Source organism: Bacteroidota bacterium (genome assembly GCA_037133915.1).
Classification (GTDB): domain Bacteria; phylum Bacteroidota; class Bacteroidia; order Bacteroidales; family CAIWKO01; genus JBAXND01.
Window position 1 is genome coordinate 48181 of sequence record JBAXND010000021.1, and the last position, 20107, is coordinate 68287.

Consider the following 20107-nt stretch of genomic DNA (forward strand, 5'->3'; position numbering starts at 1 on the left):
TTTTATTCAAGAATAAATTCCTGTCCCCACTCAGGGATTTCGATATTGGTGAAGCGGTTCTCTTCAAGTATTTGTTTGTACTTCTGCTGTGCTTCATATTCTCCGTGCACAAGCAACATTTTCTTAATCTTGGATTTATCCTGACAACTGAGCCATACAATCATTTCGCTATAGTCAGCGTGGGCGCTGAACGCCTCAATTGAATCAACGCCTGCCTTGACCTTATAAGGCGTACCAAAAATAGATACTTCGCTTTCGCCACGTTTGATTTTTGCACCCAAGGTTTTGGGCTCACAATAACCGACAAAAAGTATAGTATTACGGGGATTTGAGATGCTATTGGCAATGTGGTGCTTAACACGACCAGCTTCAGCCATACCGGAAGCTGAAATGATGATGCAAGGTTCTTCAGAATTGTTTAGTTTCTTTGACGCTTCTTCGGTTTGAATGTATGTAAGGCTGTCGAATCCGAACGGATCTACATCGGTATGCATAAATTCGGTAATTTCAGCATTAAAGCTTTCGGGATGGATACGCATAATATTGGTGGCATTGAACGACAGCGGACTGTCGACATATACTTTGATGCGTGGAAGCCAGCCTTTGTTAAAAAGCTTATGCAGTGCGTAAACGATTTCCTGTGTGCGTCCAACACTGAAAGACGGTATGATGAGTTTACCACGTTTCTTGGTACATGTTTCAACAACAACATCCAACAATTTCTTTTCCGAATCCAGCCGGCTGTCGTGCAGGCGGTCACCATAGGTTGATTCCGCAATAATGTAATCGGCCTGGGGAAATGGTTGGGGCTCAAGCAAAATACTGTTTCCCGGACGACCTATGTCGGCGGTAAAGCACAGTTTTATTTCTTTATCATTTTCTTTGAAAGTCAGGTTAACGGCTGCGCTTCCTAATATGTGACCTGTATTTGTGAAACGGAATTTTACACTGTCTGTGAGTCTGAAATCCTGATTGTATGAAATACTTACAAATTGCTGAAGACTTTGTTGCGCGTCGGATGCGGTATACAGCGGCTCCAGTGGGGGCAGACCTTCTTTTACTCTTCTTTTATTATGAGTGCGGGTGTCGCTTTCCTGAATGCGACCGCAGTCGGCAAGCATAATTACGCAAAGATCGCGGGTGCCGTGTGTACAAATAATATTTCCTGTAAAACCCTCTTTTACCAGATAGGGGACAAGCCCTGAATGATCAATATGGGCATGAGAAAGCACAAGTGTATCAATTTCTTTGGGTTCGAATCCCAGTTTACGGTTGGCCGCATCGGTTTCAAGTCCTTTGCCCTGATACATCCCGCAATCAAGCAGGATTTTCTTTCCTTCAATGGTTGTGATAAGGTGCTTACTTCCGGTAACTTCGCGGGCAGCGCCCAGAATCTGTATTTTCATTATTTGCAGTCTTAGTATTGACGACAAATATAAACAAAAAAAGTCCCGGTGTTTGCCGGGACTTTTTCTTAATTCTGAAAACAAAATTATTTTACAACGATTTTGCTTGTGGTTCTTCCGGTGCCGGCATTCACAGTGCAGAAGTAGATACCTGACTGCAGAGATGAAGCGTCGAAAGAAACGGTAGTTGTACCGGCGTTAATTGTACCGAATGATTTGCTTGTAACAAGCTGTCCCATGATATTGCTGATGGTCATGTCAACTTTCTGTGATGATGAAAGTGTGATGTCAATTTTAGCAGTTTCCGAAACAGGATTCGGGTAAATTTTAACATTGTTGATAGCAGAAGCTGCTTCGCCGACGTTGCTAACACCAACCAGTGCTTTTTCAACGCCAATGTAATAAATCCTGTTATCAGTATAAGGATCTTCGTCGCCTCTAACAGCAAGACCGGGCTCTTCGTCAGCCTGATACACTATGTGAAGCATGTTATCTGATGTGTATGACAATGATGCAAATACACATTCGTCGAAATCATGAAGTACGTCCTGTGTAAGGTCATCATTATAATTCGACCAGGTTTGTCCGAGGTCATTTGATTTCATGGCGAACACATGTCTGTAGAGTTGTTCGTTAGGATTGGCACCTGTTGAAGATTTATCTTCTCTAACTGATGAGAATGTAACATAGATATCCGATCCGTCAATAATAATCTGAGGCATGGATGTCAGTGAGAGGTAATAGTTACCAAATGGCCACTGACCGCTACCTACTGTCGGGAAATCAATAGTATCATTACCGCTGAAATCATACATAACGGCGATGAGCATTGAGTCTGAAGTATATGACAAAGCGTTGCTGTCAATCTGGCCAATATCTTCATTCCAGTAAATTAAACCATCGGTGTAAGGATAATAAGAGGTAAGATCATCAGTATACGTATCATCAGAAACTCTCATTTTGCCAACTACTACGTGAACTTTGCCCATATCATCAATTGCAATGGCACTTGAACCGTCGAGTGAAGGAATAATTGTTGTAGGAGCAGTAGCGGGTGTGGGGAAATCATAAATCATGATTTTTGTCCAGGTATCGCCACCGTCAAATGATTTCATTACAAAGAAATCGCTCCAGCTGTCACCAACAACAAAAGCAATGGTATCGCCTTTGGGAGCTGCCCATGAATATGAGTCGCCACCAAATCCTTTATTATTTTGGCTTACAACAGATGCAGAATCCATTCCCGGAAGGATAATGGGGGCATCCCATGTATGACCGCCATCGGTTGAGCGGATATAAACCAATGCGAGTTCAAGACCTTGGTATGTAATTGCAGGATCACCTGTTAATGCCTGATCTGTGCACGCAATAATATGAACAGTGTTACCTGAAGTTATCATTCTCGGCCAAAGCAGAGCTGTTGTGTTGTCGGAAGTAAGCGGGCCCTGAATTACGGTGTCTGTCCATGCGCCTGTACCTTTGGGGTCGCGGCGTGAAATAACAAGACCGGTGCTGCTGTTATGAGCACAAACCAGTTCGCCGGTTCCCATAGGAGCGTATGATGGCCAACCAACGCGTGTACCTTCTATACGTGCTGTTGGGTAAGCGCCCCAGCTGCTGCCGTCAAAATAGTTGAGAGCACCACCTCTGTCTGCGAAATTGGGATCAACCTGACCAAATGACCACATTGCACCGATTGTACCATCAGGATGCAGATATATTCTGTTTTGAACTGACTGATTTGTCTGAAGATCATAACGTGTAGTACCTAACTGAGTTTCGTTAACGCTTTTTGCCATCGGTGGCTGTACATAGGGGCTTGCGTTGTTAGACAAGTTCATCGAATTGTCTGTAGTGTGCATCGACCGTGTAGCCTTAAGGTTCTTTAGCTGTGCAGGAATCGGTGCCCTTTTTACCTGAGCGAATCCGGCCATGCTAACGCAAAGTGCAATCATCAATAATAGAACTTTTTTCATACGTTTTAGGGTTTGGTTTATAATCACTAGTAATGATACAAAAATATAAATAATTCCGTATGCACTAACATATAATATTAAAATTATGGAAAAGTTAAAGCCGTATTAAAACGACACGGTCAACTATCATGCGGACAATGATGTTAAAACGACGAAAACGGAATACGATTTGTGCGCTTATTGGGTTTCTTCGGGGTTTTGCCTTCCAACAGGTTTTCCGGTGCGCCACATTTTTTCAGTCTCCTGCAGCTCTTTTTTGTGCTGCTTGGAGATTTCTTTGTTATCCAGTCGGGAAAGATCAGGCTGACCGGCATTTACCCATGCAGTGTACCAAACAGAGGCGACCATTTTAACGGCACGCTGCAATTTACGCTCAACCATATTATTCATTCGTTTGGAGAATTCTGCCGTATATTCTGCCGAAAATTGCTTGGCAATTACGGCCCCCCTTTCATCATAAACATACTTTTTGTCGTCAGGGTAATTCTTGGTCATATATTCCAGAACACTCATTACCGTATCAATTTCATAATGACTTTCCTTCACCAACGACCAGGCCGTTTCAAGCGGATCGCCCAAATATTCTGCCTTACCCACCATATAATTGTAGGTGTCTCCGAATAATTCCGGTACACGGGATTCCCAAAATGCATGAATGCCTTTTTGCTCCAGGGTACGGCCATCGTAATATTGCGATGTATGCAGCGGAACGGTAGCATCGGCCACATAATGTCCCAAATTTGCTGCTGTCCAGAGAATTTTATCGAGATCCTCATCGCGGAATGCCTGAGAAAGCGACATAATCATTTTGCTCATCCACCAGGGATTAATCCCATACAATTCCAAGGTGTCTTTTGTATATTTAGAACAAGCATCTTTCCATGTTTTCGGCATAACATCGAATGGCTTATCCCCGTAGTGATCAATATCTATATAATGTTTAATCTGTTCGCCTTCCACGCTGCGAGAGCGTTTATCGGGGTCAATAGCATGATCGGTAATATAGTCGATGTGCTTTTTAAAGAATCCCATCATTTCGGCAGGAAGTGCAAACACCGCCATGTGGTTGATTTTTTTATGCGCCCAAAACCCCCACGAATAGCCTGAACTGTTGAAGCAGCATAACATTGCAACAATCAGGGTAAGTCTTAGTACGTATTTGCTACAGCAGTTCATGCGTCCGTTATTTAAGCAATAATAGTGTTATTTTTCAATAGTGGTAAAACGGGTGCGGCATCAAAGGTATGACAATATTCAATAACGTCATCAAGTCCGAGATTTTTTAGGCGGGTACGATGAGCAGCTTTATCAATATATTTCATCAAATCGGTTTTTGCTAATGTCCACAGGTCAACAGAGGCAGTAACAGAATCACAGTTGGTGCCGAAGGCGCCACCCTCAAGAAGTTTAGCTGCCAGTGCACCTGCAAAAAGAGTATCTTCAATATTGAATTTGTTCTTCCAGCCCGAGCACAATATTAATACATCCTTTTTTTGTTTCGCCAACCATTCGGATAGGACACTAAAATTAAGGTATGCCCCAATTACCAGTGATTCGCTGTTTTCAGCCCAGCTGATTGCTTTTGTTCCGTTAGTAGTGCAATATGCAATCGTCTTACCTTTTATCTCTGCATTCATGAAATTGAAAGGCGAATTGCCAAAGTCAGCAAAGTCGAGCACCTTACCATCGCGTTCTCCGGCAACAATGAATCCTCTGTTTTTATAATCGCGTGCCTCTTCAACGCTTGCCACCGGGATGATTTCCTTCACACCATAATGGAAGGCTGCACATATCGACGAAGTTGCCCGGAGAATATCCACCAAAACAATGATTCGTCCTTCGGTTTTATAATAGGGGACAAGGGCAGGCGAAAAGCAGGTTTCAATCTCATTAACGTTTGTCATGTTCATTGCCGTTGTATAACGGCGGTTTTCTTGTGTTTCGTTATACAAAGATAGATATTTTTAAATGCCATTTGATGCATGATATCAGGATTCTTAGAAAAATCAACCAATATCTTACATTGTTTTGCTGTTACGGGTATCTTTTCTACTTTTGCGGCGTTATGGGGTACTGAAGTACTCCAATATTCTGTAAATTATGATAGAAGAGAACCCACGATTCGGAGAAGTGCCCGATGAATATGCCGGAAAGGAAAACGCGCAGATTGTAATATTACCCGTCCCGTACGATGGAACAAGCACATGGCTTAAAGGCGCCGACAAAGGGCCTGAAGCCATTATTGATGCATCATCGGCCATGTGGTACTATGATATTGAAACCGAAACCGAAGTTTATAAAAAAGGTATTTATACCGCAGATGCTGTAACTGAAAACCGCAGTCCTGAATTGATGGTGGATGAAGTATACCGCCGTACCCATGATGTTCTGGAAAAGAATAAATTTTTGGTGACACTTGGAGGAGAGCATTCTATCAGCATTGGTGTCATCAAAGCCTTTGCCGAAAAATTCGAAGATCTTACCGTACTACAGTTTGATGCACATCTGGATTTAATGCCGGAATACGAAGGCACAGCCAACAACCATGCATGCATCATGGCGCGGGCAAAAGAGCATTGCAAGGTTATACATGTCGGAATTCGCAGCGTGGATATTGTAGAATATGAAAATGCAGAGCCTGACCGCGTATTTTACGCACACCAAATCCATGAAAACGACGATTGGATGGACAAGGTAATTTCGTTGCTCACTAAAAATTTATACATCACCTTCGATCTCGATGCATTCGACCCCTCGCTGCTTCCGGCAACGGGCACGCCCGAACCCGGCGGCATGGGCTGGTATCAGGTTATGAAGCTTCTTAAAAAAGTTATAGCAAGCACGAATGTTGTGGGATTCGATGTGGTAGAGCTCTGTCCGCGTCCGGGCGACAGGACATCCGATTATATAGCGGCAAAACTTATTTATAAATTGCTGAGTTATAAATTTGAAGAAAAAAAATAGCGTTCATTACCTGCTGCTCGATAAAAAGACTGATAATAGTCGCCTTCAGGACCTTCGGGGAGCTGAATTTGTTCAATATCTTAAAAATAATCATAAATCATTTTGTAGTTTTACAAAAAACATCTATTTTTGCAGCCCGAATTAAATTTTTACTGAAATGAGAAAAGATATTCATCCGAAAGATTACCGCCTCGTGGTTTTTAAAGATACGTCAAACGACTATACTTTTATTACCCGCTCTACAGCACAAACCAAAGAGACCATTGTTTGGGAAGACGGCAAAGAATACCCACTGATTAAACTTGAAATTTCACATACTTCACACCCATTTTATACCGGTAAAATGAAGTTTGTCGATACTGCAGGTCGTGTTGATAAATTCCGCAACAGGTATAAAAACCATGTAAGCAGGGCCGGATTAGACAGCGAAAAACAAGAATCCGCTGAATAATTACCGGTAAAAAACATTGAAAAGTCCTGCCTCGCAGGACTTTTTTTTTGCCTACAAAATAATTGTTAATAATTTTAGTTAAAAAAAAAGATTCAATTAATTCAAAAATCGCTGCAGTCAGCGTAATATTGTATTTCATTACTAACATTAAGTAAAAAAGGAGAAACTATGAATTTCATATTGTTTGATGACTCCAGCCGAACTGACCTTTTACCGCTGACATTTATGCGGCCTGTTGCCGATATCCGGGTAGGGATTTTAACCATACGCGAAAAATGGGAGAAATATCTTAAAGTAAAAACATCGACACTGACGGAAAAGCATCTCAGCGCCAAATTCCCCATGATTAAGGAAGAAAATAACATATTAATCAACGGATCTGTTTGCCCATCTAAAGAACTTGCAAAGCAGGTCATGGCTCTTAAACCTGACCAGTCGCTTATTTGCGGAGATTACATCATTGCTCTCCACATTGTTGAAAAGGATATGCAGGACGTCGAAAATGTTGATTCTGCAAAAGTCGAAGAAGTGGAAAAGCATGAGGTAGAAGGACTCGAAGAAATTCCAACCCAGGCACCACATATCAAGATTAATTTCCCGTGGGATGTTTTTTCAAAAAATGATCAGGCTATCAGAGAGGATTTTGAGTTAATTACACATGGCCGTAAATCAAAATCAATGAGCGAATCTAATCGCATCATAGGCGCCGAAAATATCTTTGTTGAAGCAGGTGCAATCGTGGAATGCTCAACAATAAATGCATCTGCAGGTCCGGTGTATATTGGCAAAGATGCCGAAATTATGGAAGGTTGTAATATCCGCGGCCCCTTCTCATTAGGCGAGCATTCTGTATTAAAAATGGGAACGAAGATTTATGGCGCAACCACGGTGGGCCCCGAATGCCGCATTGGTGGTGAAGTAAATAATTCGGTAATTTTTGGTTTCAGCAACAAAGCACACGAGGGATTCTTAGGTAATTCGGTGATTGCCGAATGGTGCAATCTTGGCGCCGATACCAATAATTCCAATCTTAAAAATACTTACGACGAAATAAAGGTGTGGAATTATACGCAAGACCGGTTCATTCCGTCAGGGCTTACGTTCTGCGGTCTCATCATGGGCGACCATTCTAAATGCGGCATCAACACAATGTTTAATACAGGAACCGTAGTTGGTGCGAACGCCAATATTTTCGGCTCCGGTTTCCAGCGCAATTTTATTCCTTCATTCTCATGGGGAAGCAGTGTTACCGGCTACAGCACTTATGACATTACAAAGGCAATTGATGTGGCAAAATCTGTCTATAAACGCAGAGGCCTCGAATTTACCGATGCTGATGCGGAAATCCACAGGAGCGTTTATAACCTTACATTTGCGTATCGGAAGAAAGTCAAATTCTGAAAGATTAAAAACCGGCACAGTAATGGCCGGTTTTTTTTGGCACTAATATTGACTTCCCAACCCGCTTTTTTCTTATATTTGTATAAGGTTTAACGTGCATCGCTGAATTTCAGCCGTTCAACACTTTATAATTCGAACTGAGCATACAAGAAACTGATGCTAACTGACAAATTGTCGCAATTACCCGAATATGGAATTTACTTTTGACTTTTTGAATAAAATGAAATCTATGGAAATCATAGATAACGACACGGAATTTATCCCACTTTTTACCTCTGAAGACGAAGAAGCAATGAATGCGGAAGAAATTCCGGAAACGCTTCCCATACTTCCTTTACGCAACACCGTCCTTTTTCCGGGAATGGTTATTCCCATTACTGTTGGTCGTGATAAATCCATAAAACTTATTAAAGAATCGTATAAAGACAAAAAGATAATCGGGGTCGTGGCCCAGAAAGATGTGAATGTTGAAGATCCCGGTCCCGATGACCTGAACAGAATAGGCACCGTTGCCAAAATCGTGAAAACGCTGCACATGCCCGACGGAAGTACGACCGTTATTATTCAGGGTAAAAAACGAATCAGAATTGAGGAAGTTATCACAACAGAGCCCTATTTTTATGCGCGTGTGAGCCAGTTCGGCAGCCACGATGCAGCTCCGGCAGATAACCGTTTTCAGGCACTCATCTCTTCATTAAAAGATTTATCGCTTCAAATAGTGAAGCAATCGCCCAACATACCTTCTGATGCAGGGTTTGCAATAAAGAATATAGAAAGCCATTCATTCCTGGTGAACTTTATTTCAAGCAATCTGAATGTTGATATCGCCGAAAAACAAAAACTGCTTGAAATTGCCGACCTGAACGAAAGGGCAGGGCAGGTGCTTAACCTTCTTACCAAAGAATTGCAGATGCTGGAACTGAAAAATCAGATTCAGAATAAGGTAAAAACAGACCTTGACAAACAACAGCGCGATTATCTGCTTCACCAGCAAATGAAAATGATTCAGCAGGAACTCGGCGATAATCCGATGGAACAGCAGATAAATGAGCTGAAAGAAAAACGCAACAATAAAAAATGGTCGAAAGAAATTGCCGACCTTTTTGAAAAAGAACTTACCAAACTGCAGCGCATGAATCCTTCGGCTGCAGAATACTCTGTCCAGAGCAATTATCTGGAAACCCTGGTAGAGCTGCCCTGGAATGAATACACCGTTGATAATTTTGACCTGTCACGTGCACAAAATATTCTTGATGAAGATCATTACGGGCTCGAAAAAGTTAAAGAACGTATTATAGAATATCTCGCCGTATTGAAACTCAAAGGCGATATGAAATCACCTATCCTTTGCCTGGTAGGCCCTCCGGGGGTTGGCAAAACTTCTCTCGGAAAATCCGTGGCACGTGCTATTGAACGTAAATATGTGCGCATGTCGCTCGGCGGCCTGCGCGATGAAGCCGAGTTGCGCGGTCACCGTAAAACTTATATTGGTGCCATGCCCGGACGTATCATGCAAAGCCTGAAAAAAGCAAAATCGGCAAATCCGGTGTTTGTGCTTGACGAAATTGATAAAGTGAGCGGAAACAATGTGAATGGCGACCCTCAGGCAGCCCTTCTCGAAATACTCGATCCGGAACAAAATGCCACATTCTACGATAATTTTCTGGAGGTAGATTTTGACCTCTCGCGCATCATGTTCATTGCTACTGCCAACAGCACTGCAACAATTTATCCTGCTTTGCGCGACCGCATGGAAATCATCGACCTGAGCGGATATTTACTTGAGGAGAAAATTGAAATTGCCAACCGTCATCTTGTCCCGAAACAATTAAAAGAACACGGCGTTACCGAATCACAGCTGAAAATAAACAGTAAAGTACTTGAACGCGTAATTGAAGATTATACCAAAGAATCCGGTGTACGGTCACTTGAACGGTTTATCGCAAAAATGATCAGGAACAGGGCGCGCTTCATCGCTATGGACGAAGATTATAACAAAACCATCAAACCGGACGAAGTAATTAAAATACTGGGCGCACCGCCATTCCGCAGAGAAAGCAGCTTATCGGAAAATGTAGCCGGCGTTGTTACAGGACTTGCATGGACTGCCTACGGAGGCGAGATATTGTTTATTGAAGTGAGCCTTAGTCGCGGAAAAGGCGCGCTTACCCTTACGGGAAATCTGGGCGACGTGATGAAAGAATCGGCCACCATTGCATTCGAATATCTGAAAGCCCACGCGGGATTACTCAATATCGACACCAAAGTTTTCGACCTGTGGAATGTACATATTCATGTTCCCGAAGGCGCAACGCCCAAAGACGGTCCATCGGCCGGTATCACAATGTTCACGGCACTTGCATCGGCTTTCACACAACGCAAAGTGAAACAGAATATTGCCATGACGGGTGAGATAACCTTACGCGGGCAAGTACTGCCTGTGGGTGGTATCAAGGAGAAAATACTTGCCGCAAAACGCTCTCAGGTAAAAACCATCATCCTTTCAGAAGAGAACCGTAAAGACATTGAAGAAATCAATCCGCGCTATATTAAAGGATTGAGCTTTGAATACATCAGCCAGATGATAGAAGTGATTGATCTTGCACTGAAACAGGAAACGGTAAAACCCATGCTGAATATCAGCGCCACTGCCTGATTTTTGCTTTTCGCACGTAGATGCTAAGGGCTTGGTTTCCCTGGGTATTTCTATTATTTTTACCGTCTTCCGGTAGTATGAAATGGATATTTTCCATCTTCGGCCGTTCATTTCAGGCATGAATTGTACTTAAAATACGCATGCAATACGTTGATTGTACGCTAATTTTCATAAATTTGTGGCTGTAAGAACTGTATTCTTCAATAAATTCATCAATAATGAAAAAAGTCATCATTGCCTTATCGGGATTACTGATTATCACCTGTGCGCTGCTTCTGTTTTTTATCCTTTCCAATACGGATAGCAACGCATGTCAGATTCAGGCACAAAAAAATATGCAGCAATTGCCGGAAATAAAAATTGATTCTGTATATCTGATTTGTGAAGGACATGTCGGAAAGATTGAAATAAATATGGATGTTGCAAACCTCGAAAAATTATTCAGGAAAGAGAATATTGAAGAGAAGAATGTCAGCAACGAAGGCATCGATTCCAAAATGTATTACATCACGGTTGACGGAAAACCGGATGCCCTGATTATTGAACCTATTTGTACCGATATTTGCGAAGTCTCGAGAATATTTATTCATAGCACAAAGTATAAAACCAAAGACGGAATTGGTGTCGGAAGCACTTTCGGCGAACTTAAAAAAGTATATACCATTCAATCGCTTACCGGCAATGAGGATGGCGGTATTTTTGTCTATGCAGAACAGTTATCACAAATTGCTTTTGAAGTAAAACCTGCAGACCTGAAGACACATCCCGGCAAAGTGCACACTGTACTTGAAGTGCCCGATAATACGCCTGTTTCAATGATATACATGTATTAATTTTCGGCTTGTATCCCCATTATCGGTGCATTCTTGTTTAATTATCTCATTTCTATTGTTACATTTTTATGAACTACTATTTACGAATACTTTTGGTGGCTGCTGTCATGACCGGATTACTGTTAGGTCACACCAAAAAGACCTACGACCAGAATGATTTCAGCAAAAAGAATGATGAAAGCCGTCTTACCCTTTTGTTTATGGGCGACATCATGCAGCACCAGACTCAAATTGATTGTGCTTGGGACGATTCGCTGAATACCTATGTATATGATTATAATTTTGAGTACGTAGCGCCAATTATCAGCAGCGCCGATATTGCTATAGCAAATTTTGAAGTAACGCTGGGCGGAAAACCATATACCGGATATCCCGCATTCAGCGCACCTGAGCAAATTGTTCCGGCCATTATAAAGGCCGGTGTTGACATAGTAGGAACCGCCAATAATCATTCATGCGACAGGGGAAAGGCAGGCATTTTGCGGACAATAAAATTGCTCGACAGTTTGGGGCTCAGACATACAGGAACGTTTGCCGATACTGCCTCCCGAAATTCAAGCTATCCGGCAATCATCAATAAAAACGGTATTAAACTCGCGTTGCTGAATTACACGTATGGCACGAATGGTATTGTTGTTCCCGGACCTGTTTACGTGAACATGATTGATACTATTCAAATGGCTATTGACCTGAAGAAAGCCAAAGATTCAATACCCGATAAAACCATTGTTTTTATTCATTGGGGCGATGAATACAAATCACAGCCGAATGCTTTTCAAACGGGGCTTGCTGAATTTCTCTTCCGCAATGGTGCCGACCTTGTAATCGGCATGCATCCGCACGTAATTGAACGAATGGAGCGAATGCATTATCCCGATTCATCGGGCAGGGAAGTGGTAGTTTGCTATTCACTCGGCAATTACATTTCTAACCAGCGCGAACGCTACAAAGACGGTGGCGCTATGTTGCAGATTGAACTCACAAAAAAAGATGGCAAAACCGAGATTACCCAGTCGGGCTATTATCTTACATGGGTTTATACTCCGCTGATAAACGGAAAAAAGAAATTTTTCATTGTGCCTGTATCTAAGGCAGAGCAATTAGGTCTGCTTAAAGACGAGGCCTCTGTTGAAAAAATGAACATATTCGCTGCCGATTCACGCAGCCTTTTAAATACAGGAAATATTGGCATAGGTGAATATTCCTACGATATAAAAACAGACAGCTGGAATGTAAAATAACCGTTTTTTTGTAGTAATTTAGCGATACAATTCAAAAACATAATTGTTATGAAAAAGATATTACTCTATAGCGCATTGTTCCTCAGTGGAGCATTAAGTGTATTTTCACAAATAAACATTACAAATACGACGAACTACACTCAAGTTTTAACCGGCTTTGTGCTGTCGGGTGTAACGGTGAGCAATCCGGTTTTTACAGGCGATTCTGCCGCTGTTGGGACATTCACCAACGGTAGTTCTACCAATATTGGCATGAGCAGCGGCATCATTCTGTCGACCGGACGCATCGATACAATTCCTGCAATTGGTGACTCTGTTCAGGAATTTCTGAGTACATTCAATAATACACCGGGCGACGCACTTCTTGGAACCCTTGTTACAGGTGCTCCATTGTATGATGCAGCCGTTTTTGAGTTTGACGTGATTCCTAATGGAAACATGATGGAATTCAAGTATGTGTTCGCATCCGAAGAATATCCTGAGTTTGCAGGCAGTTCGTTTAACGATGTTTTTGGCTTTTTTATTACAGGTCAAAATCCTGCAGGCGGCAATTATGCAGATGTGAACATCGCCCTGCTGCCGGGTTCCGGCTCACCGGTTTGTATCAATAATGTGAATGCAACTACTAACAGTCAGTATTACGTCGATAATCAAACACAAGGAGGAACAACCATTGCTTTCGACGGATTCACGACAGTACTTACCGCACAAGCTGCTGTGGTTGCCGGTACAAGCTATCACCTTAAACTGGCTGTTTCAGATGTCGCTGATGGCATTTTTGATTCAGGCATTTTCCTGAAAGCCCAGAGCCTGAAAAGTTATATTCTTACCGATATTGAAGAAAATTCTATCTCTGCCGCAAGAATCAGCAGCAATCCAATTAACGACAATACGGTGCTGTATATCGACATGATAAACGCAGGCAATGCCAATATCCATATTTTTGATTACACAGGCAGCACTCTGTACAGCACTTCGCAAACCTTTGATGCCGGCACACAGCAATTCATGCTTGGCAATATTATGAGCAACAAACCCACCGGCGTTTATTTTCTGTCTGTTGAAACTTCTGCAGGCCGCAGCATTCAAAAAATGATTGTGTTATAAAGACAACGTCATCCAAGGGAAGCCGTTTCACTAAATCTTTACTATCCGCTTCACAGCGTTACCTTTGCTATTACTGAGTTTCAGAAGGTATATTCCCTGTTCAAAGCGTGAAATATCTATACCGATAATTCCCGAATAATTGCTGTAATCGGCAGCATAAACCTTTGCTCCGGTGATGCTGAATAACTCAACCGTGAGTTTTTCTTTTGAGCCGTCGCAATTGATGTACACCATATCTTTTGCAGGATTGGGGGAAACACTCAGATTGCCGAACGATTCATTCGCAGCAACACCAATCACTGTAATCGTAACCGGAAGTGTCACGGAATCGGCATTGCAACCGTACGCAACCAATTTAACATTGAAATTTCCAGCGCTCGCGTAGGTATGTGAAGGGTTTTGCAAATTGCTTGAATTCCCATCGCCAAAATCCCAATACCAGGCTGTAGCATTGGTCGATGTATTTGTAAAATCAACAACTGCATTATTTACAACGGAAGTAAATCCTGCTGCAGCAGTGGGTGTCACAACACCATACACCGGTACGCGGGCACCCGTACAGCCCGGTTTATGCACCCTCCAGTTAAACAGATAATAATAGTAATTTGTACCCTGATCGCATGTTGTTACGCTGATTAAATTTGTAATTGTATATGGGTACCCCAGACCGCCGGTGTTGTGTCTGAAAAGATTGGCACCACTTGTGCAGGCCAGGCGCAGATTATTCGCTACCGGCAGATTAAAACCCAGATATACTTTATTCACACCACTGGCAATGCTCACCGTGACCGATTGAAGAACTGCTCCCGTTGAAGTACGCAGTTCAATGGTTTTATTGCCCGGAGTGGTACTCGGATTTCCGTAAATTGTAACAGAATCAAGAATCAGGTCGTTGAGACAATCGAAAACAAGATAATGGTCACCTGAGCTGTTATAACCTCCTGACGGTCCTGTATTATCAAGCTTTCCGGCACTTTGCTGCGGATACAGGACGCTTCCTTCCGCATAAAAAGTAGTTGTAGTAGTAATTGCCGGAGAATACGAATTTCCGGTATTAAGTAATGTGCCATTCATAGCCGCATCAAACCACCTTACAGTACCTGTGCTTTGGGCAGAAAGGTTTACCGTGCCCGGACCACAGGTGGTGTCGTTTACAAGGTTTGTGGTACTAATCAGCGCAACATTTATGTATGAAGTATTCACGATGCTGTCAATACCGATACAATTTGAGGCAATGAGTACAACGGTATACGTTCCGTCTGAAGTGTAAATATGTGTTGGGTTATTCTGTGTGGAAGTACTGCCATCACCGAATTTCCATAGGTATGAACTGGAATTGCTGCTTGATAAATTTGTGAAATTTACAATGCCGCTGCATGTGTTGACAACATCGGATGTGAAATCGGCATTTGGCAGGCTTGTCGGACGCAGCACGATATTTCTGATGGTTGCACTGCCGTTGTTAACCACAATGCCCGTAATTGTTTTTGACTGATAGCCCGGAGCCGAATACGTAAGACTGTATGTCCCGTTAATCAAGGGGCGATGATAATTTCCAACTGGAAGTGCCGAATATACAAATGAACTGTCGGTTATTACATCATGTGAATTTACAAATACTTTGGCGCGTATCGGCTGCCCGCTGCATGAATCGGTTATTATGCCACGAATTCCGTTTTCAGATTCTTCAATGAATTTTATCATCGAACGATACTGTGCGTTCCAGTAATCGGGAAGACTCGCACCGGCCGGCGGCTGATCGTATGACAATTCAATGGTCATCTCACGGCAGTGATGGAAATAATTCATGTAGTCCTGACGACCGCCCTCAATAATATACCAGTTGCCGCCGTTGGTAATCCCGTTATTCATGTCTGAGAAATAACTACTGCCCAACGCACCGTTATTCAGATGAACGGTATCGGCATAGCTTCTGGAAATCCGCTGCCACCATGCATCATCGGGGTGCGGATGATTATTGGTATTGATATCCCAGGTATCCCAGGGGTAATTTATCAGCTCAGAGCCATCATGAAAATTAACCGACGCATTGAAATGATGTTGTGCGGCAAAATTCATGAAAGCCTGTGTTTCAGGCTGTATCGGACCATCAGTTGTCGGATTTCCTGTACGAGGGTCCGGATAATTCCGGTTTAAGTCAAAGTAAGTGCCTGTTTGGGAATTGATGCTGTAATTACCACGGTGTGCGCTTGAAATATCATTATCCGATGGGTTAAAAGTGCCGTCAGGATTGGCAAGCGGGCATATCCAGATGTCAACATTATTCAACAATGCCGTAACCCGCGCAATCGTTCCATAATTTGAAAGAAGGTAATCAGCTAAATGAAGCAATAACACATAACCCGTAAGCTCGTTCCCGTGAATGCTTGACGTATACAGGAATTGTGGCTTATTTGCGGGCGTATTAACATTGGACGAGATGTGTGCAACAAGAATCCGGTGATTATTGGTCGTGTGGTCAAGAATGGTATCGATATCACACAGTGTCGGGTAGTCAATGGCAAACTGCGCCATCATTGATACGTATGCACTGTAGGTAGGATAGGAATCCCACGACATAATTTGTTTACTGCTGCTTTTGGTAAACATTTTAGGATGAATCGGTCGGGGATAGGGCAGCACCTGATAAGGAATATGCTGTTCCAGGAAATTAATAAACTGTTTTTTTCCGGCATATGCAAACACTTCAGCACCTTTGACCTTGCTTATAGCAACGATTTGTCCAAGCGCATCCTGCTGCTGTTTATTCTCGCAATTGAACTTGAAATATATTTCACGTTCGTTGCCGAATATAGCATCTGTGCTTGTACTATACGATTCTGATTGTTGTGCATTCAGCAATCCTGCGAATATCAGCCCGAGAGTAAAAAGTAACAGTTTCTTCATACAATTATAATGTTGGATAGGGTTGTAAAAATACGCATCCTGATTCACCAAATCATTGGTTAACGAAGAATTAACAAGGTGAGTATTAGACAAGAAAAAGGGTTCTTAGGATGCTTAACGCGAAGTTTTTATCATATTCATATAGGTAATCACCTGTTCACAGAATGATTCAACACTTACTCCTGCTTCGGCAGCAATCATCAGGTCGAAAAATGAAGTGTGGGCTTCATTGAACTTTCCAACTTTGAGTTTTGCCTGTGAAATACCGGTAATATAAAGTAATGTAGGATTATCCTGAAGGTCTAAATTGAACAGAATATCAAATTCTTTGTTCGCAAAATCACGCACCTTGTCACCAAAAGGCTTGCCATACCAGGTAGTGGTTCGCCGCGTAACATAGTCCGACATGAGTTTGGGGAAACAATAATGTGGTGTATCTTTATACTTGATAAATCCCAGTGTTCTTACTTCTTTGCGCTCGCTTTGGAGCCGTGAAACAAAAGCGGTGAAACGCTGATTCAGCTGTTCGTCTTCAACATTATACAGAATGCCGATACTTTTTGCTTCTGCAAGGCTTGTCATAAGCTTGTTACGCGTATTTCTTCCTGCTTCACGATTGTACTGAATCTTTCTTATAATATTTTTTAATCCCATTGCTGTCTAAAAATTTACTTCAATAAAACTGCAGTAGCCTGAAAATATTGTGTTGATGCGGGGTAAAACAAAAATCTATTTTCGTGTATAACAACCCGTGATTTCGCTGATGTACATCATGTGAAAGTCCTTCAATGGATAGTTTTTATCAATTTTAGGATCTAAAAAAAATTCCGGTTTTATGGTGTCGGCATAAAGTTTCTTGCATTCTAAAATAAGGGTGGCTTGTTCAAAGCCCACAGAACCGCCGGGCGTAAGTATCGGCTTCAGTCCTGATTCTTTCATCTTGTCAACATCACGCCCCGAATTTGAACCGCAGAAATTCAGGATACGCCTGTACTTTTCCTCAAAAAATGTGAGGGTGAGCATCTCATGTTTTTCAGTAAATTGAAACGTATGCCTGTTGGGACGGATAAAACTAAAAGCAACCGGTTTATGCCACAATATTCCAAAGCCTGCCCATGACGCCGTCATCATATTATAATGTTCCAGACTGCCTGCCGTTACTAGCATCCAGTCCTTGTCAATCAACTTAAAAATGTTGTCCGTGATATCTTCGGGACTGATTTTTTCAAACAGGCTTTCCATAATAAGAAACAATGTATTCTTAAGTGCAATCAAAAGTAAATCATTTATTGGTTTTTTAGTGTCAAAATCATCAAAAAAAATGATGAAATATTGTACTCCCATTTCTCAGCACGTTTATGTAAATTTGTAAAAGTTAAACATCATTGGATTGAAAATAACATTTCTTGGAACCGGCACTTCGCAAGGCGTACCCGTGATTGCATGCAAGTGCGGGGTATGTACATCGCCCGATGAGCACGATAAACGTTTGCGCTCGTCGGTGATGATAGAAATTTCCGGAAAGGTAATTGTTATCGATACAGGACCCGATTTCAGAGCTCAGATGCTGCGCGAAGACGTGACACAGCTTGATGCAGTGCTGCTCACACATGCGCATAAGGACCATACCGGCGGCCTTGACGATGTGCGCTCCTTTAATTTCAGTCAGGAAAAGCCCATGGATGTTTTTGCCCGTGCCGAAGTACAGAAAGCTATTCACCGCGAATTTCTTTACGCATTCGCTGCCGATAAATATCCCGGCGTACCGCAAATAATTCAACATACCATCAAACACAAGGCTTTTGTTGCTGCCTCAATTAAAATCATTCCCGTTGAAGCCGAACATTATACCATGAAAGTTGCCGGCTACCGTATTGCCTGCTTTGCTTACCTTACCGATGCAAGTTATATTTCACCTAAAGAGAAACAAAAGCTGACCGGACTTGACGTACTTGTTTTGAATGCTTTGCGTGTTTCCCCGCATTACTCACACTATAATCTTGAACAGGCTCTTGAACTTATTGCAGAACTAAAACCGAAGCAAGCCTTCCTGACTCATATCAGCCACCTGATGGGGCGCTATGCTGAAATGAAAAATAAATTGCCGTCAAATGTGCAGTTTGCCTATGATGGTTTGAAAATTGATATCTGCGATAACCCTTAAAATTAATAGTTATGAGAACTTTTTCTATTCGTTTTGGGACTGTTTTAATGATTGTGATGTTGTGCTGTGTCTTTACGGGTTTTGCACAAAATGGAATTGCACCCCTGATAAAGGAAAAAGGGCAACATCTGATTGTCGGTAACGACACGGTTTTTACCGACTGGACCGATGGTTACACGGAAGCCACCGCCTGCGTCAAAGGAGGAGCAGATGCTAAAGAGGAATCCCGCAGGCTGGCCGAATCACTCTTGCTTGATGCGGTGTTCCGGATTATGATATATCCCGATCTCAGCGTTGGCGTAATGATGAATGGCTCAAGCTATATCAATCAGGCGGTGAGAGATATGGTTGGTAAATGCAAGGTGGTTGAAAGCAAAATACAGGGAAAAAAATATATGACTAAACTGCGTTTGAACCTGTACAAATGGGAAGGTGATTACCCGGTACTTGCTGCCGGTATTATTCAGTTCACACGCAGCGCCGGATCGGCAGCGGTAAACAACGATACCGATGGTTCCGGCTCAGGTTCTGATGCATCAGATATGAATGAACGCTCTGAGAAAAATGCCGGGCCAGGCGTGGATGCAGCAGGCGAAACCCCCAATGTTCCGGTAGATGCGCAGGCTGAAGGCAAACGGATTATTACTCAAACCGAAAAGTATTTTATTCCTGCACTGTTCCCCGATTACTATTCTATGCTGGGCAGGAGTATCGGGGCTTTCAGCGATGCGTATCCTTCGTCGGAAACCTTCATACCTCATTATTATATCATAGATGAACCGCTGCAGCTGATTCTTGAAAGTTATAATGCGAATGACCTGCTGCGGGCCCGCGTGAACGCCGATAAGAAATACAAGCTCGATAAGGATAATGAGTCAAAATGGTATTCATGGAAAAGTAAAACAGAAAAAGCCGTTCACTTTGGCAAATTCTTAATTTTATATTATTGAAATCACTATTGTCCGATAAAAATACAGAATATTATTTTGCAAACCGCAACA

At 42.3% G+C, this 20107-nt stretch carries 16 protein-coding genes; 9 read left to right on the top strand and 7 right to left on the bottom strand.

Annotation, left to right across the window (positions count from 1 at the left end):
* Positions 1–2 precede the first annotated feature (2 nt).
* The 4 genes from WCM76_09020 to WCM76_09035 all read right to left on the bottom strand — a co-directional run bounded on the left by WCM76_09020 (position 3) and on the right by WCM76_09035 (position 5334).
* The gene (locus tag WCM76_09020; GenBank protein MEI6765769.1) at positions 3–1406 is read right to left on the bottom strand and encodes an MBL fold metallo-hydrolase; all 1404 of its coding nucleotides are present in this window, start codon (positions 1404–1406) and stop codon (positions 3–5) included.
* A gap of 86 nt (positions 1407–1492) precedes the next feature.
* A complete protein-coding gene (locus tag WCM76_09025) occupies positions 1493–3382 on the bottom strand; it encodes a T9SS type A sorting domain-containing protein (GenBank protein ID MEI6765770.1) in 1890 nt (629 codons plus the stop codon).
* 177 nt (positions 3383–3559) lie between these two features.
* On the bottom strand, positions 3560–4558 hold the full coding sequence (locus WCM76_09030; protein MEI6765771.1) for a zinc dependent phospholipase C family protein: 999 nt from the start codon (positions 4556–4558) through the stop codon (positions 3560–3562).
* 11 nt (positions 4559–4569) lie between these two features.
* A complete protein-coding gene (locus tag WCM76_09035) occupies positions 4570–5334 on the bottom strand; it encodes a 2-phosphosulfolactate phosphatase (protein MEI6765772.1) in 765 nt (254 codons plus the stop codon).
* Positions 5335–5482: 148 nt separating this feature from the next.
* Here WCM76_09035 and speB point away from each other — a divergent pair, with 148 nt between their 5' ends.
* The 7 genes from speB to WCM76_09070 all read left to right on the top strand — a co-directional run bounded on the left by speB (position 5483) and on the right by WCM76_09070 (position 14035).
* A complete protein-coding gene (speB, locus tag WCM76_09040; GenBank protein MEI6765773.1) occupies positions 5483–6346 on the top strand; it encodes an agmatinase in 864 nt (287 codons plus the stop codon).
* Positions 6347–6503: 157 nt separating this feature from the next.
* Complete coding sequence (locus tag WCM76_09045) at positions 6504–6797, top strand: type B 50S ribosomal protein L31 (GenBank protein ID MEI6765774.1); 294 nt, start codon at positions 6504–6506, stop codon at positions 6795–6797.
* A 168-nt stretch (positions 6798–6965) separates the two neighbouring features.
* Positions 6966–8198, top strand: coding sequence for a GlmU family protein (locus WCM76_09050; protein MEI6765775.1), 1233 nt, complete (start codon positions 6966–6968; stop codon positions 8196–8198).
* Between the two features lie 229 nt (positions 8199–8427).
* Positions 8428–10854 carry an endopeptidase La gene (lon, locus tag WCM76_09055; protein ID MEI6765776.1) on the top strand — a complete coding sequence of 809 codons (2427 nt, stop codon included), beginning with the start codon at positions 8428–8430 and terminating at the stop codon, positions 10852–10854.
* A gap of 218 nt (positions 10855–11072) precedes the next feature.
* Positions 11073–11687: a hypothetical protein gene (locus WCM76_09060; GenBank protein MEI6765777.1), complete on the top strand. Its 615-nt coding sequence runs from the start codon at positions 11073–11075 to the stop codon at positions 11685–11687.
* A gap of 68 nt (positions 11688–11755) precedes the next feature.
* Positions 11756–12928, top strand: coding sequence for a CapA family protein (locus WCM76_09065; protein ID MEI6765778.1), 1173 nt, complete (start codon positions 11756–11758; stop codon positions 12926–12928).
* A 48-nt stretch (positions 12929–12976) separates the two neighbouring features.
* Positions 12977–14035: a choice-of-anchor L domain-containing protein gene (locus WCM76_09070; GenBank protein MEI6765779.1), complete on the top strand. Its 1059-nt coding sequence runs from the start codon at positions 12977–12979 to the stop codon at positions 14033–14035.
* A gap of 30 nt (positions 14036–14065) precedes the next feature.
* On the opposite strand, the gene WCM76_09075 is transcribed toward WCM76_09070, so the two are convergent.
* From WCM76_09075 to WCM76_09085, 3 genes are all read right to left on the bottom strand, one after another.
* Positions 14066–16942 carry a M14 family zinc carboxypeptidase gene (locus WCM76_09075; protein ID MEI6765780.1) on the bottom strand — a complete coding sequence of 959 codons (2877 nt, stop codon included), beginning with the start codon at positions 16940–16942 and terminating at the stop codon, positions 14066–14068.
* A gap of 114 nt (positions 16943–17056) precedes the next feature.
* Complete coding sequence (locus tag WCM76_09080; protein ID MEI6765781.1) at positions 17057–17596, bottom strand: hypothetical protein; 540 nt, start codon at positions 17594–17596, stop codon at positions 17057–17059.
* Between the two features lie 75 nt (positions 17597–17671).
* The gene (locus tag WCM76_09085; protein ID MEI6765782.1) at positions 17672–18184 is read right to left on the bottom strand and encodes a flavin reductase; all 513 of its coding nucleotides are present in this window, start codon (positions 18182–18184) and stop codon (positions 17672–17674) included.
* Positions 18185–18332: 148 nt separating this feature from the next.
* On the opposite strand from WCM76_09085, the gene WCM76_09090 reads away from it, so the two are divergent.
* Positions 18333–19106, top strand: a complete 774-nt coding sequence (locus WCM76_09090) for an MBL fold metallo-hydrolase (protein ID MEI6765783.1) — start codon at positions 18333–18335, stop codon at positions 19104–19106.
* Positions 19107–19117: 11 nt separating this feature from the next.
* The gene (locus WCM76_09095) at positions 19118–20056 is read left to right on the top strand and encodes a hypothetical protein (GenBank protein MEI6765784.1); all 939 of its coding nucleotides are present in this window, start codon (positions 19118–19120) and stop codon (positions 20054–20056) included.
* Positions 20057–20107: the final 51 nt, after the last annotated feature.